Origin of the sequence: Tardiphaga sp. 768_D3_N2_1, from assembly GCF_052076105.1 — a bacterium.
Classification (GTDB): Bacteria; Pseudomonadota; Alphaproteobacteria; order Rhizobiales; family Xanthobacteraceae; genus Tardiphaga.
Map to the genome: position 1 here is coordinate 4,039,109 of NZ_CP197245.1, position 15,747 is coordinate 4,054,855.

Here is a 15,747-nt window from a genome sequence, read left to right on the forward strand (position 1 = left end):
CTCCGTCTTGCTGTTGAGAGATCGTGTGATCAGGATTTGCCGCCCTGCGCGGCTTTGTGGGCCGCCAGTGCTGCAAGGCGTTCGTTGCGTTGCTGCGTCAGCGCCGCAATCCGGTCCGGCGACGGCTGATGCGGCCAGGCCGCTATCACCCGGTCGACATTCGGGCTTTGATAGACTTCGGGTCCTGCCGATGCGGCAGCCAGCTCTTTGTAGAAGCCGGTATAGCGCGCGCAGTAATCGGGGATGCCACCGGGCGCATTGAGTTCGATGGTTTCCAGCGGGCCAAGAAACGACCAGCGCAGACCAAGGCCGTCCTTTACGGTGTGGTCGAGATCTTCCGCAGAGACATAACCTTCGCCGACAAGACGAAACGCTTCTGCCAGCAACGCGCCCTGCAGACGGTTGAGAATGAAGCCGTTGATCTCGCGGTTAACTGTGATAGGCACCTGCCCAATCTCGCGATAGATCTCGCGCGCGCGGTCGATGGTCTCCTGCGAAGTCCAGGACGCGCCGCATAGTTCGACCAGCGGCACGAGGTGCGGCGGATTGACGGGATGACCGACAAGACATCGCGCCCGCCCCGGAAGCATTTCAGTAAAGCGGGACGCCACGATGGCCGAAGTCGATGACGCCAGCAACGCATCCGGAGGCGCAAGGCGATCCAGCTCCGAAAAGATGGCGATCTTCTGATCGACATTTTCAGGGCCATTCTCCTGTACGAAGGTCACGTCCTTGACGGCCTCTGCCAAACTCGCCGCGATTGATATTCTTGCAGCCGCGCCGTCTGGATCGCTGGCAAGCCCATGACGAGCCAGCGCATGCAGCTCGTCGCGAATAAGCTGAAGCGCAGCTTCCAGCGTCGGGCGATGCGGATCGGTTAACCGCACGGTCCAACCTGCGCGGGCGAAGATCGCTGCCCAGGCCCTCCCTATCAAGCCAACTCCTACGATTGCGACATGCCGATTGTTTGTTGTCATTTCCATTCTCACAGCCACAGCACCTTGCGGCGCAGATCGAGATCGTCGCGCAGGGTCTTGGATGCCCCCTGATGAATGACTTTGCCCCGTTCCAACGCCACCGTCGAATCGGACAGGGCCAAAGCCAGATCGAGATTATGATCGACAATGACGATGGCGATTTCCTTGCGGAGCCGGTCGAAGGTCTCGAACAACTGTTCCACTACCGCCGGTGCCAATCCTTCAAAAGGTTCGTCAAGCAACAGCACCCGCACGTCGCCGGACAGCGCGCGCGCAACGGCTACCATCTGTTGTTCGCCGCCCGAAAGATAATCGGCGGGGCTATCGAGACGCTCGCGAATGCGCGGGAAATATTCGTAGATGCGTTCTCGCGTCCAGTGCACGCCATTGCCGGTCTGTCGCTTGAGACCACCAAGTTCAAGATTCTGCTCGACGCTCATACCGGCAAAGAGGGCTCGCCCCTGCGGCACGTAACCAATGCCGAGCCGCGCAGCCTCTGCCGATGACAAGCCGACCAACTCGCTGCCGGCCAGCTGGATCGAACCATTGGACGCCGGCGCGATCCCGATCAGCGTCTTGAGCAAGGTCGATTTCCCGGCACCGTTTCGTCCGAGCAGCGCGATGATTTCGTTCTCGTGCAGGGTGAAATTGACGTCGTTGAGAATATGGCTCTTGCCATAGAATGTATCGACATTCTTCACCGTCAGCAGTGGCTTCGCACCCGCCGATGTTTCACGCGGCTTGGCGGCCACGGCCGTCGCGCCCGAGCCGATATATACTTCCTGTACCCGCGCGCTGGAACGCGCGTCTTCGACCGAGCCATCCAGCAACACCCGCCCTTCATTCATGACGGTGACATGGTCTGCCAGCTGGAACACGCGGTCGATGTCATGCTCGACAAGCAGGACGGGCAGATCGGTCGAGATACGCTTGATGATCGCACCGATCCGTTCACGTTCGGCAGCCGCAAGTCCTGCCAGCGGCTCGTCAAGCAGCAGGATGCGCGGCGCCGTCGCAAGAGCCACACCCATATCGAGCAGTCGCTGGCCACCGTAAGACAGCATCCCGGCTTCCGCCTTCTCAATTCCTGCCAGACCGAGATAGCGGATCACCGCGTCGGCCTCCTGGTTGATCAGATCGATGGACAGCGCATTGGTCACAGGGTCGAAACGTCGGGGATGCCGCGCCTGCACTGCGAGGCGAATATTCTCGCCGACGCTTAAAGCGGGAAACAGGTTGGTGATCTGGAACGAGCGCCCAATCCCGGCCGTGGCGATCGATTCCGGCGTGTGGCCCGCAATCGGCTCGCCCATCAGCGACACGCTGCCCTGATCCGGTTTGTACATGCCCGACAGGAGATTGAACGCCGTCGTCTTGCCGGCCCCGTTCGGACCGATCAGCGCATGTAGCGTGCGATCGGCGATCGCGATGTCGACGCCCTGCACGGCCTTGATGCCACCGAAGCTTTTCACGATATGGCTGGCAGCGAGCACCGCTCCGTCGACCGTCGACTTCGGTCGCAAGAACTCCGGCAGTGGCAGCACTTCGATACGCCGGGCCGACATCGCTGCATCTTCTTCCACCTTCTTGCGAAATGGCGCGATCAGGCGCTCGCCCATGCCGATCAGACCCGTGGGCGAGAAGATGATGAAGCCAACAAAGACGAGCCCGAACCAGAACAGCCAGTTCTCGGAATAGATGCCAAGAAACTCGCGAAACAGAATGAAGAACAGCGCGCCCAGCGCCGGCCCCAGGAAGCTGCGCATACCGCCGATCACGACCATCGCCAGCAGTTCGCCGGAGAACGCCACTGAAATGGGATCCGCCGAGGTCATGCGGTTCTTGTACAGCAGCAGCACGCCAGCGAGCCCGGTGATAGTGGCGGACAGCACGAAGGCAATGAGCTTGTAACGATTGGTGGGATAGCCGAGGAAGCGTGCCCGCTGTTCGTTCTCGCGGATCGCGACCAGGACCGAACCGACGGTGGAGTTGTGAAAGCGCCAGAGCAGGATCAGCACCAGAAACGCGATGATCGCCACGAACCAGTAATAGGTCGCCGCCGCATCGAGATCGAAGCCGAGCAATGGTGGTCTCGTAATTCCGCCGAGGCCGTTCTCGCCACCGGTCACATCGGTCCAGCGAAACGACACGCTGTAGAGCATGGCAGCCAGTGCCAGCGTGAGAAGCGAGAAATACACACCGCGGCGACGCAGGATTAGAAAGCCGAAGGCCGCCGCCGCGATGGCGACGATGACCAGCGCCAGCAGCGTCGGCCCGACGAAGGAATTCGGCATCCAGTTACGCTGGATCAGTGCTGCCGCATAGGCGGCAAGGCCGAACCAGGCACCATGGCCGAACGAGACCAGACCGGTATGTCCGACCAGAATGTTCAGCGCCATACAGGCCAGAGCGAAGACCACGATCTCCGTCGCCGACGTCATCGTGAGTCCAAGCGCCAGCAGGATCGGCGGCAGGATGAGCAGGCCAACGCCTGCGATCAGCAACGGAACGGGAAGACGATTCAACATTGGCATCGCCTCACTCGAACCGCATGATGCGTTCGCCAAACAGACCGCGTGGCCGGAACAGCAGCACCAGAAGCATCAGAAGATAGATCGCCGCCGTCGAGGCCGCGGAATAGCCGATCCCGACCATCACGCCCTTGACCAGTCCGACCAGGAGCGCCGCGAGCACAACGCCCCAGAACGAGCCAAGGCCGCCAATCACCACCACCACGAAAGCCGGCGTGATGATCTCCTGCCCCATTGCCGGATGGATCGAATAGATCGGTGCGAGCAATACGCCCGCGAGGCCCGCCAGACCAATGCCCAGGGCTGCGACGACCGACATATAGGGCTGCAGCGAGATGCCGAGTGCGCCAACCATGTCGGGATTCTGGACGCCGGCCCGCACAACGCGACCGAACGAGGTCTTCTGCAGCAAGACCCAGAGCCCGAGCACGCAGGCCACGGCAATACCAAGCAGCACCACGCGATAGAACGAATAGATGAAGCTTCCGATCGCCACCTGACCGCGCAGTCCCTGTGGGATCGAATAGGACAATGGCGGTGCGCCGAAGATCATGCGCAGCGCCTGCTCGGCGACCATCGCGAGTCCGAAAGTCAGCAGCAGCGAGAGAATGGGATCGGACCGATAGAAGCGCCGGAACAGCGTCCGCTCGATGACAACGCCGAACAGCGCGACGACAACGGGCGCCACGACGAATGCGCCGCTGAAGCCGAGATAGGGCGAAATGACAAGGGTAAGATAGGCACCGATCGCATAGAACGCGCCATGCGCGAGATTCACGATGCCGCCGAGCGAAAAGATCAGCGACAGGCCGAGCGCAATCAGAAGATAGTAAACACCATCAAGCAGTCCGTTGAGGATCTGCTGGGTGAGCAACATGGCGGACATGATATGGGCTCCGCAGTCGCGCGCTGACGCGCATCTGACAGGGGTCGGAAGGACGAAACCAAAGCAGCTTCACGAGCAGAATGTCGGCGTCTCGCTTGAGGCGAAACGCCGACATTGTTGCTAGCTCGGGAATTTGCAGACGTTCTCCTCCGCGGTGGACGCAATCACTTCGAGCGGTTCATCCGGCCCCGGGACCGCCGGGCTCGATGAGAAGATGTCCCACTGGTTCTTGATCTTGTCCGCAGGCAGCGCCGTCACCGCATACATCTCGTGCATCAGCTGATGATCCGATGCGCGGAAGTAGCCGGGACGCGTCTTCAGCAGATCGAATTTCGCGCCCTTCTCGAAATGCTCGATGATCTTCGGCGACTCAGCTGATTTCAGCTCATTGATGCTCTGCGCCACGATCTTGGTGGCGATGTAGTCGCCCCAGGCCTGGTTCTCTGGTGGCTTGTTGTACTTCTTGGTGAAGGCCGCGACGAAAGCCTTGCTGCCGGGCGTGTCCAGCAGATGATGCCAGACCACGGGCCAGGTGCCGACGAAATTGCCCTTACCTGCAGCCCAGGCCAGAGCCGTATCGAAGCCGAAACCGCCGACCGGGAAGGTCAGACCGAATTCGGCATATTGCTTGAGGAAGTTGGTGATCTGGTTGCCGGCGAGATTGATCACCACGAGATCAGGTTTGGCCTCGCGGATCTTGAGGAGATAGGCAGAAAAGTCCGTGGCGTCGGTGGGCACGAGGTCGTCGCCGGCGAAATTGCCGCCATTCGCCTGCATGAAGCGCTTCGACACGTTGAGCAGGTCGTGACCGAAAGCGTAGTCCGCCGTGAGCGAGTACCACTTCTTGCCCTTTACGAGACCATCGCGCAGGAACGAGCGACCGACCGTCTTTACATACATCGAGTTCTGCGACTCGACGTGGAACATGTAGCGCTGGCAGTCCTTGCCGCGTAGCGCATCGGAATTTCCGCCGGTGTTGATGAACAGCGTCTTGTTGCGCGTGGCGACCTGCGCGATGGTCAGACACGATGCCGAAGAAATTTCGCCGATGATACAGGCGACCTTGTCGCGCTCGATCATGCGCTCCGCCTTCGTCGAGGCCGTCTGCGGATTGATCGAGTCCTCCTTCAGTAGCTCGACCTTGCGCCCCATCATGCCGCCGGCGGCATTGATCTCTTCAACAGCGAGATCGATGGCCATCACACCATATTCGCCAAGCGGGCCGAGAAAGCCGGTACGCGGCGTGAGATGGCCGATGCGGATGACGTCGGAGGTCTGTGCACTGAGGATCGAGGGCGCAGACAGGCCGGACGCAAGCGCGAGACCGCCCGCGGTCTTTAGCAGACTGCGGCGCGTGAATTGATTGGTGTTCGACATCAGATTCGTCTCCCTGATACGGCCGCGAGGCGCGGCTGTTTCCCCTCCGGCAGGCGCCGCACTCTTCTGTTGAGAGGGCTTTGTCCGCTTGCCGTGATCTGTGATCACAGTTAGAGTTGCAAAAGACAGGGACTTTGTCGAGTCCCTCCCTGCAATTTTGCGACGATGCCCGGAGACCGCGTTGAACCTGCCGACTGCGCTGAGCCTTGTGGAGCCGCTCGACCGCCAGACGCTGGGCGAGCGCGCCTACGCGCAACTGGCGGATCTGCTGATCTCGGGACGGCTCGCTCCGGGTGAGAAACTGTCGCTGCGTACGGCCGCCGAAGTGCTCGGCGTGTCGATCATGCCGGTGCGCGAAGCGGTATCACGCCTCGTCGCAGACAAGGCACTGGAAGTCGCGGCCAACCGTGCGGTGCGGGTGCCCGTGATGTCGGCCACGCAGTTCCGCGATCTGACGAAAGTGCGCATCGCTATCGAGGGCCACGCCGCAGCAGAGGCAGCGCGGCTGCGGAGTGATGGCAACCTCGTCTCCATCGCCAGCGCCGAAGCGGCGATGCGCGCTGAAAGTGAAGTAAAAGCGCCAGACCTGCCCCGCGCGGTCGAGCTCAACAAGACGTTTCACTTTGCCGTTTACGAGGCCGCGCAATCGCCCATCCTGGTCGAGATCATCCGTGCGCTCTGGCTCAAGGCTGGCCCCGTCATCAATCTCGATCTGCGCGGCAATCCAGATCGCCTCGCCAAGGGCGAAGCCATCCGGTTTCATGCAGACGTTCGCAAGGCGATCGAGATCGGTGATGCCGAAGCTGCCAAAGTCGGGATCGCTGCCGATATCACCAGCGCTGCCAATTTCATCCTGTCGCGCGGCGGCCTCTCTGCCTAGTTCTCACAAAGTCCCCGGAGCCATCATGGATCTCAACATCAAGGGTTTGCGCGTCATCGTTACTGCCGGCGCCAACGGAATCGGTCTGGCCATCGCCCGCGCCTTTGCCGGCGAAGGGGCACGCATTCATGTCTGCGATGTGGATCAGACTGCTCTCGCCGCGCTTGCAACGAGTAATCCCGCAATCACGCAAACACATTGCGACGTTGCTGATCGTGCATCAGTTCAAAGGCTGTTCGATGAGGCAACAGCCAAACTCGGCGGTCTCGATGTCCTCGTCAACAATGCCGGCATTGCAGGCCCGACCGCCAAGGTCGAGGAGATGCATCCCGATGACTGGGATCGTTGCCTGAACATCTGCCTGACCGGCCAGTTCAACTGCACGCGCCTCGCCGTGCCGCTGCTGCGCCAGAGCAGCAATGGCTCCATCGTCAACCTGTCCTCGGCGGCTGGCCGCGTTGGCTTCGCAATGCGCTCGCCCTATGCCGCGGCGAAATGGGGCGTCATCGGCTTCACGAAATCGCTCTCCATCGAGCTCGGCCCCGACAACATCCGCGTCAACGCGATCCTGCCCGGCCTCGTCGCCGGCGATCGCCAGCGCCGCGTACTGGAAGCCAAGGCGCAGCAGCGCGGCATTTCCTTTGCTGAGATGGAGAAAACGGCGTTCTCCTATACGTCAATCAAGGACTACGTCACACCGGAGCAGATCGCCGACCAGATCCTGTTCCTGGCCAGCCCACGCGGACGCACGATCTCGGGTCAGGCGATCTCGATCTGCGGCGATACCCAGATGCTCGGCTAGAGGTCGACGCTCGAGCCTCGATCAAGCCAATTGGCTGTTTTGCGCCACTAGCGAGCAGAATGGATTGGTTAAACGTTGCCAATCGAGGAGGACGCGCCTCGGATCGTGCTGACGAGCTCCACCAAATCGGCTGGAAGATCGTCGCCGCGCCACGCGACGTGCTGATCCGGTCGTGCCAGCAGCAACTTATGGCGATAGACAACAGGTGCTGCCCCCGAGATGATGTCTAGCATGTCGACGGGAATGCCTGACGTGTTTGCTGAGTGCATGAAGGCAGTGACGTCCACAAAGGGATCGAAGCGCAGCAGAGTGTAACCTTGACCAAGCGCATCATACAGTGATCGCCCGTCCACAAGCGTGAAATGCGGCACGCGTGCGCCGGGCGCGGTGGAAGCGGTGAATTGGCCCATCGAATAAGGCGGAGCATCTTCGCCGTCATACACAATCAGCGGAGATCGTTCGTAGTAATAGCCGAAGTTAAGTCCTGCGCAACAATATTGCTGAACGTTGAGATCGTAGGTCGATTTGGCGACCGAGGCGCGATACGCGTCTGCCTCTGGTCCTTCGGTATCGATTTTGGACGAAACTGCTCCGCGCGCTTTCGTCATCTCATGCGCATGGTTCATCGCGAAATGCGACACCTGTTCGGTGATTGGCAGCCGCTCGGCTTCGTAAGCTGCGAGGATGCCGTCGGCGCCCCAGCCCGCAAGACGCGCAGCCAGCAGCCAGGCCAGGTTTGCGGCGTCCGCGATGCCGGCATTCATACCGTAGCCCGCATAGGGCACCCAGAGATGGCAAGCGTCCCCACAGATGAAGACACGGTCGCGCCGCATGCGGTCGACTATGAGACGGCGGCCGATCCAGTCTTCCTTGCTCAGAAGATCATACGCGAATGTCTCGTCTACGCCGAGAACGGTGCGGATCGCCTGGTCGCGATTGACCGCCTCGAAGTCCGTCACGCCGGGCTTGAGATAGACGTGGACCAGCCAGGTCTCTCGTCCGTCGATCGCATAAACGTTTCCCGACTGTTGCGGATTGAGCGAGAACGAGGCCCAGGCCGGTACGCCGCCCTTTTCGCGCAGCATCGGCAGCAAGCTCGGCGCACGGATGTAACTCGACTGAACATGCTGAAGGGCCACATCTCCACTCAACGTCGCGCCGATGGCTTTCCGGACGCCAGAGCGGCCGCCATCGCAGCCGATCAGATAGCTGCAGGCGATCTGGACCGCCCTTCCCTGCGCGTCCGCCGCCCGCGCCAAGACGCCGTCATCGGATTGAGTGAACTCCGTCAGCGCAGTCGCCGAAAGAATGCGGGCGTTTGGCATCTCTTCGAGATGTGCGAACAGCACCGGCTCCAGATAGATCTGGTTGATCCGGTGCGGTGGCTCGGGCGTGGGCCAGTCGGTGTCGGGGCCTCCCGTGGCTGTATAGCGGTTTGCGCGGCATGGGATCGGGATGCGGGTGATCTCGCGTCCGAGAAAGGACGTGCGATAGGCAACGTCGTTGGGATAATCCGCAGGCAGGCCAGCGTCGCGTACTTTTTCAGCCACGCCGAGCCTACGGAAGATTTCCATTGATCGGGCCGACACGTGATTCGATTTCACGTTCGGCGGCTCACCGCGCGGGCGAGCCTCCAGTACAATCACCTCGACGCCGCGCGAGGCAAGATCCATCGCGAGCGTGAGCCCGACCGGTCCCGCGCCGACAACCACGACATCGGCATTCAGACGAATGGGATTCGCGTTCACCACCAGCCCTCCGTCTGCGGCGCTTATTGCGTCATCCGGATGTTTCCGGCGCGCGCGACGGCGGCCCAGCGATCGATATCGGCCGCAATGATCCGCGTGAATTCATCCGACGTATTGCCGATGGCGTCGATGCTGAGGGTCTTGAGACGCGCGACCACATCCGGCATGCGAGCGATGCGGACGAATTCGCCCTGCAGCTTCTTCACGATCGCCGGAGGCGTTGCCTTCGGCGCGAAGACCCCGCTCCACAGCACAGCTTCGAAGTCCGCGCCGGCTTCCTTCATCGTCGGCACATCGGGCAGTTCCGCCATCCGCTTGGGCGCGGCGACCGCAAGTGCACGGACCTGCCCGCCCGTGATCTGACCCATCACCGGTCCGGCATCGGCGATTGTCGCCGTGACGTCACCGGCGATCACGGCCGTAACGCTGTCATTAGCGCCCTTATAGGGGATCATCTGCATCGGCGTGCCCGTCTTCTGCTTGAAGAGCTCGGTCGCAAGTTGGAAGGCCGCGGAAGACGACGAGTAATTCGCCTTGCCCGGATTATCCTTCGCAAACGCGACGAGGTCGGCAACGGATTTGAACGGCGACGACGCCTTGACGATCAGCATCAGCGGGAATGAGCCGAGTTCCGAGATCGGCGCGAAGTCGCGTAGCGTGTCGTAATTGAGCTTCTCATAGACGGCTGGGTTGATGACCATGGCGCCGCTCGCGCCGATCAGCAGCGTGTAGCCATCGGGCGCGGAACGCGCGACATATTCGGTGGCGACGACCGCGCCGGCTCCCGGCTTGTTCTCGACGATGACAGGCTGGCCGAGGCTTTCCGACAGCTTCTGCCCGACCACCCGGGCAATGATGTCGTTGCCGCCACCGGCGGTGAAGCCGACAACGAGGCGGATCGGGCGGTTCGGGTATGTGCTCGCCTCATCCGAGGCTCTTGCTGTGGCGACATGCAGCGCGAGAACTAGGCTCAACGATAGGGCGACACGTCCAGCTCTCATGGTTTCCTCCCGAATGTTCATGATGATGCGCGGCTCTGACGGCCGCTTGCCCCTCACAATGGGGTAATTTCGACATGCAAGACGGCTGCGCGGCCACCATCCACGACGGCGAGACAACGATCGATCGCGGCCGCGAGCGCCTCCGGGTCCCTCACATGCTCGCCATGTGAGCCGAACGCTCGCCCGACTTCGGAAAAGCTTCTTCGTTCGTCCTGCCTTCCGGAACGCAACTGCGACTGGAAAGCGTTGCTGGCGGCTGCCGAACCCTTGGGATAGACGCGCTGAACGGAGGACTTGACCGCCTGCCAGCCGCCATTGTCGAGCACCACGGTGAGGATCGGGATTTCGTATTGCTGTGCAACGGCGTAGACGGAATCGGGCGACGAGAAGTGAAAGCCGCCATCACCGATGATCTGAACGATGCGGCGCTGTGGTTGCGCGAGCTTGAGGCCGAGCGCCATGCCGCCCGAGAAGCCGAGCCCGCCGCCGGCGAGGCCGACATAGCTCTGCGGTACGGTCCGGACGATCTGCTCCTGCACGATCGGACCGTTGCGGATCGCCTCGTTGATGACGACGTCCTGCGATGAGAGTTTGTCGTTCAACGTCGCAAGAACATAAGCCGTGCCGAGGCTGCCGACTGTCCCTTGCGTCGCTGCCGCAGCCTTGCGCTTCCCCTCGCGGGCGCGGCGCGCACCGTCCCAGCTCGCGATGCGTTTTCCGACCGACGCGCGGTAGGAGTCGTCCGCGAGCGACTGCACGCGCTCGAAAACCTGGCGGAGCACCTTTGCGCAGTCGGCCTGAATACGCAGATCGGTTGGGAAACCCCACATCGGAAACTCCGCCTTGAGCGGATCGACATCGATCTGAATCCAGTCGATCTCGGCGAAGCGCCTCGCGTATTGCGGAACGAAAGGCACGTCGGTATCGAGTAAAAGCCCGAGATCGGCGTCGTCAAGAACGGGCTGCGGATCGAAGCCGGCGAAGCATGGCGAGGCCTGTGAAATATTGAAGTCGATCGAGTTGAATTCGACGACGCGGATGCCGCAGGCAAGCGCAAGCGCTTCAAGGGCTTGTACGGCGTCGGCATTGCGTCCGAGATAGGCGGTGATCGCGATCGGATTGCTCGCCGCCATCAACCTGCGTGCGATGGCATCGACACGTTCCGGATCGATGCCGCCAAGGTCGACGCTGCCATAACGCGCGGGCGTGTAGGACGGCATCTGGTCGGTGTCCCACTCCTCCGCCAGCGTTTCGCGCGGCAGCATCATGTAGACCGGTCCAGGAGGCGTGCTCTGCATGAAAGCGCTGGCGCGCGCCAACGCCTCCTTCACGACGACGCCCGACGGCAGCGAATACTCCCATTTGACGTAAGGCCGGACGATGCTGGCGATGTCGAACGGATCCTGCACGAAGTGCACATAGGTGTCGCGCGATCCCGGCAGTTCGCCATGCAGGGTGAACGGCGCACGGCCTGCGAACAGCATCACCGGAAGGCGATAGCGGAACAGATTCTGGATCGCCATGCAGGCATTGGCGGTGCCGGCATCCACATGCACGAAGACGGCCTGCCCGCGTCCGGTCGCGAGGGCGTAGCCACCGGCCATATGCACCGCCACGATCTCATGTGGGCAGAGAATGACCTCGGGATGTTTGCGGCCTTCTGCGTCCCAGCGCGCAATTTCCTCGATCAGAGAGACATGGTCTGTGCCCAGATTGGCGAAGATGTACTCGACGCCGAGGTCGACGAGCCCTTCAAGGAAATAGTGCGCAGCGCTGTGACGACTCATGCCTTGGAACTCCCTTTTATCTCGCGCCGTTTTCCGGCGTCGTAACTTTGATCGCGTAGGCGTTAGTTCAGCCGGTGTCGCCGATCGCCCGTTGCAGCACACGCCGGGGGTCGCTTGATGCATCTTTCGCGCTGAACGCAACGAATTGGTCAGGCCGCACCAGGATCAGGCGTGCATCGTAATGTTTCTGCGCCGCGTCGCTTTTATCCGTCACAACCTTCAACGGCACGTGGTGAGCTTCTGCAGCAGAAGTGAATTCGGCGACTGTTTCCGAGGCCGCACCAAGATCAATCAGAGTGAAATCCGCGCCCAACTCATCATAGACGTCGCGGCCGGACGTCATTCGATATGGCGCCAGATGATGACCCGCACGTGCCACGAATTCATGCGCGCCGATTGCACTCGGGGCACCGCCATTCGCGCCCGTCACGATCGGCGATCCCTCGTAATTTGGCTCGAACGAATGCACTTCCGACCGGGCGCCCGACGCCCGCGCCTGCCATTCGGATTCGAATGCCAACTTGTTGATCGAGGGATCGTATGCGGCGAGGAAATCGCGGTCGCTCTCGATCGCCTTCTCGATAAAGTCGCGCGCAGTCGAGACGAAAACGGGGCGTCTCTCACTATCATAGGTGTCGAGCAGTGCCGGGCCAGCCCAGCCCTGCAGGACGGCTGTCAATTTCCATCCGAGATTGGCGACATCTTCGAGGCCGGTATTGATGCCATAACCGCCATAGGGCGGATGGCTGTGGGCGGCGTCGCCGGCGACGAACACACGGCCATTTCGGTAGCGATCGGCGGTCGCAACGCGTAGCTCCCAGAAACCGACATGTTCGAACGCCACGTCGAACTCCGCGCCGACCGCCTCATACAGCAGCGCACGGAAATCGAAATTATCCTTGGTAGTCCCCATCGGCACCGGCGCATGGAAGAACCATGTCGTGCCGAGATCGACCCGGCCGAAAAAGCGCCAATAGCCTTTGAGGTCGGGATGCAGGACATTGTAGAAGGACTTGTTCGGATAACGTTCGAGCAGTTTATGCAGCCCTTCCGAACGGAACACCAGCAGCACCATCAGCCGATCGTGATCCGATTTGGTCTGGGCGATACCGCTGGCATCCCGGACGAATGAGCGGCTGCCGTCGCAGCCGATGACATAGTCCGCCCGCAGCCGACGCGTCTCGCCGCTCCCCCGCGCGCGCAGCGTGACATCGACGCCATCCGCGTCCTGCGTCACCGTCTCGGCGCTCCAGCCATAAAGCGTTTCCACCGAGGACAGTTCGCTGAGCCTCTGACGCAAGACGGCCTCGGTCGCATATTGCGGCAGTCGTTCATTATCCGTGAAATAGAAGGGGCGGACCAATTCGCGCTGCAGCCAATCGTAGCGGTAATCACTCAACAGCGTGCCATAGGCGGTCATGCCGCCAATGCCATAGTCGCGCGGGATCGTGCGCGCCGCCCGCAGCGCCGGTTCAGCGCCCCAGAAGTGAAAGTGCTCTAGCGTCCGCTGGGTCAGGTTCTGACCCTTCGGAATGGGCTGCGGGCTTTCGTATTTCTCGATCAGCGCGCAGCGCACGCCGCGCTGTCCAAGATCGATTGCAAGTCCAAGGCCGACCGGCCCACCCCCGACAATGATCACCTGCGGTGAAGACAAAGTCTCGACCGTCATTCCTCGCCTGCCTGCTTCTTGAACTCGTTGCCGTTAAGGGACGACAGCGACCTCTTGAAGTCAAGCAAAATCTTACAATATGAGATTTCTATGTATTTTCAGGCTCGGCGCTGGCCACCGATACCTCCTCAGCGACAGCTTTGACGTCGGCTGCGATCCGGTCGATTCCGGCGCCGTCCACCAACCCTCCTGCAATCGTCACGCAGACGCTGGCGATCGGCGCCCCCCGGCCATCGAGGACCGGTGCAGCGATGCCCACGGCACCTGGGGTGACTTCGCCGAACGCGACCGCATATCCCGCCTTGCGCACGCGCTTCATGCTCTGCCGGACCTCTTCGACAGTCATACCGAGTCCGACGGAACGCAGATCGTCGAGATTCTGCTCGATCAGCGGCACCAGGCGCGCCCGCGGCAGATACGCCATGATCGAACGCGCGATCGCACCGCGTCCGAGTGGCATCGGACGACCACGCGGATAGGAACTGACGAGATTCTTCGCAGATATTTCAGATACCACGCACAGGATCTTGTTTCCGTACCATCGCAGGATCATGGCGTTGCAGGAGTAGCGCGTCGTCAGCGCCTTCAGATGCGGCTGGCCCGACAGCACCAACGCATCGGATCGGCGGGCGAGATAGTCCATCTCGACAACTTTCGGCCCAAGCGTCACACCGGCATTGCGCGACGACATCAGAAGGCCGGCATCCTTGAGAATCTTCAGATAGCGATAGAGCGTAGGCCGGCTATAGCCGAGATGCGCCATCAGATCCTCGGGCGTCCACTCCAGCCGCTCCTCCGAGAAGACCTCGAGGACCGCGAGCACCCGTTCCAGACTGTTGCTTGGTTTCATGCCGCACGACGCATGATTTGCTGTCGCTCCTGTTCGCCGCCGCCTGTCACGGCGCTCACGGCAGATACTTTTGCCTCATGACTAAAATCAATCTTGAACTGTCCGGCCGGATCGGCACATACTCACGATAATCTTACAATAAGAGATTTTGTCATCTTTTGCCAGCCGAGTGTCATCGGCGGCCATGACAGCGAGGAAACGCATGCCCGCGAGACATTCACGTCGCACGGTACTTGGACTCATGGCTCTGGCGTCGCTCTCGGCCAGACCAAGCTTCGCTCAAATATCGTCGCAGCAACCCATCCGGCTCAATGTTCCCTTTTCGCCGGGCACAGGCCCCGATCTGCTTGCACGCCTGCTCAGCGAAGAACTGCGCCAGCGCTGGAATCAGCCGGTGATCGTCGAGAACAAGGCCGGAGCGAGCGGCAATATCGGCACCGAGGCCGCGGCCCGTGCTGCGCCGGATGGCCAGTCCCTGCTGGTAACTGTCAATACGTTCGTGATGAATGCGAGCCTCTATCGTGCGCTTCCTTACGATCCGGAGAAGAGTTTCGCGCCGATCGTGGAGATCGCGACGGGTGCGCTTGCCTTGGTCGTGCATCCTTCGCTCAACGTCAACACACTGCAGGAACTGATCACGCGTGCTCGAAACAAGCCGGATGAGATCAACTATGCCTCGCCCGGCCGCGGCACGCCGCAACATCTTGCGATGGAGCTGTTCAAGCTGACAGCGCAGGTCAAGCTGACGCATATTCCCTATCCGGGTTCGGCCGGCGCCGTGAAGGATCTCGCGGGCGGACATATGTCAGCGATGTTCCTGCCGATTCATACCGCACTCCCTCTCGCAGAAGTTGGACAGATCCGTATCCTCGCCGTTGGGGGAAAGTCGCGGGCGCCGCAGGCTCCGAATGTGCCGACACTTGCGGAAGCCGGCGTTGCCGATTTCGACGTGGATCTGTGGTACGGCGTCCTCGCTCCGGCAGGCACGCCAAAGGCCATCGTCGACCGCTACAACGCCGAGTTCAACACGATACTGAACCAGCCGAACGTTCGGGCACTTCTCGACAAGCAGGGGTTAATCGCGCGCGGCGGCCCGCCCGATCAGTTGGCAGCGCTCATCGCGAAAGACCGCCTGCGCTGGGCCAAGGTCGTCAAGGATGCCGAGATCACCTCGGAATAGCCCGGGCAAACTGACAGCTTCATAAGCCCCCTCCTTCAACGCGTGGCGACCCACACCGC

12 protein-coding genes are annotated in these 15,747 nt (G+C 61.3%); 3 read left to right on the plus strand and 9 right to left on the minus strand.

What is annotated here, in order from left to right; translation table 11 throughout:
• Positions 1-29 precede the first annotated feature (29 nt).
• From AB8A27_RS19000 to AB8A27_RS19015, 4 genes are all read right to left on the minus strand, one after another.
• A complete protein-coding gene (locus AB8A27_RS19000; protein WP_441243248.1) occupies positions 30-977 on the minus strand; it encodes a 3-hydroxyacyl-CoA dehydrogenase in 948 nt (315 codons plus the stop codon).
• Between the two features lie 8 nt (positions 978-985).
• Positions 986-3,505: a branched-chain amino acid ABC transporter ATP-binding protein/permease gene (locus AB8A27_RS19005; RefSeq protein WP_441243249.1), complete on the minus strand. Its 2,520-nt coding sequence runs from the start codon at positions 3,503-3,505 to the stop codon at positions 986-988.
• A 10-nt stretch (positions 3,506-3,515) separates the two neighbouring features.
• Positions 3,516-4,394: a branched-chain amino acid ABC transporter permease gene (locus tag AB8A27_RS19010; RefSeq protein WP_441243250.1), complete on the minus strand. Its 879-nt coding sequence runs from the start codon at positions 4,392-4,394 to the stop codon at positions 3,516-3,518.
• 120 nt (positions 4,395-4,514) lie between these two features.
• Entirely contained in the window at positions 4,515-5,771 is a 1,257-nt protein-coding gene (locus tag AB8A27_RS19015; protein WP_092145173.1) for an ABC transporter substrate-binding protein, read from the minus strand.
• 181 nt (positions 5,772-5,952) lie between these two features.
• On the opposite strand from AB8A27_RS19015, the gene AB8A27_RS19020 reads away from it, so the two are divergent.
• A complete protein-coding gene (locus AB8A27_RS19020; RefSeq protein WP_441243251.1) occupies positions 5,953-6,651 on the plus strand; it encodes a GntR family transcriptional regulator in 699 nt (232 codons plus the stop codon).
• 25 nt (positions 6,652-6,676) lie between these two features.
• Complete coding sequence (locus AB8A27_RS19025) at positions 6,677-7,453, plus strand: SDR family oxidoreductase (protein WP_441243252.1); 777 nt, start codon at positions 6,677-6,679, stop codon at positions 7,451-7,453.
• Positions 7,454-7,521: 68 nt separating this feature from the next.
• Here the strand turns inward: AB8A27_RS19025 and AB8A27_RS19030 are convergent, their stop codons facing one another.
• The 5 genes from AB8A27_RS19030 to AB8A27_RS19050 all read right to left on the minus strand — a co-directional run bounded on the left by AB8A27_RS19030 (position 7,522) and on the right by AB8A27_RS19050 (position 14,508).
• Positions 7,522-9,201 carry an FAD-dependent oxidoreductase gene (locus AB8A27_RS19030; protein ID WP_441243253.1) on the minus strand — a complete coding sequence of 560 codons (1,680 nt, stop codon included), beginning with the start codon at positions 9,199-9,201 and terminating at the stop codon, positions 7,522-7,524.
• A 23-nt stretch (positions 9,202-9,224) separates the two neighbouring features.
• The gene (locus AB8A27_RS19035; RefSeq protein WP_441243254.1) at positions 9,225-10,202 is read right to left on the minus strand and encodes a Bug family tripartite tricarboxylate transporter substrate binding protein; all 978 of its coding nucleotides are present in this window, start codon (positions 10,200-10,202) and stop codon (positions 9,225-9,227) included.
• 53 nt (positions 10,203-10,255) lie between these two features.
• Positions 10,256-11,989: a thiamine pyrophosphate-requiring protein gene (locus AB8A27_RS19040; protein WP_441243255.1), complete on the minus strand. Its 1,734-nt coding sequence runs from the start codon at positions 11,987-11,989 to the stop codon at positions 10,256-10,258.
• A gap of 67 nt (positions 11,990-12,056) precedes the next feature.
• Positions 12,057-13,658: an FAD-dependent monooxygenase gene (locus AB8A27_RS19045; protein ID WP_441243256.1), complete on the minus strand. Its 1,602-nt coding sequence runs from the start codon at positions 13,656-13,658 to the stop codon at positions 12,057-12,059.
• Positions 13,659-13,746: 88 nt separating this feature from the next.
• Positions 13,747-14,508: an IclR family transcriptional regulator gene (locus AB8A27_RS19050; protein ID WP_441243257.1), complete on the minus strand. Its 762-nt coding sequence runs from the start codon at positions 14,506-14,508 to the stop codon at positions 13,747-13,749.
• 202 nt (positions 14,509-14,710) lie between these two features.
• Here AB8A27_RS19050 and AB8A27_RS19055 point away from each other — a divergent pair, with 202 nt between their 5' ends.
• On the plus strand, positions 14,711-15,688 hold the full coding sequence (locus AB8A27_RS19055) for a tripartite tricarboxylate transporter substrate binding protein (RefSeq protein WP_441243258.1): 978 nt from the start codon (positions 14,711-14,713) through the stop codon (positions 15,686-15,688).
• Positions 15,689-15,747 lie beyond the last annotated feature (59 nt).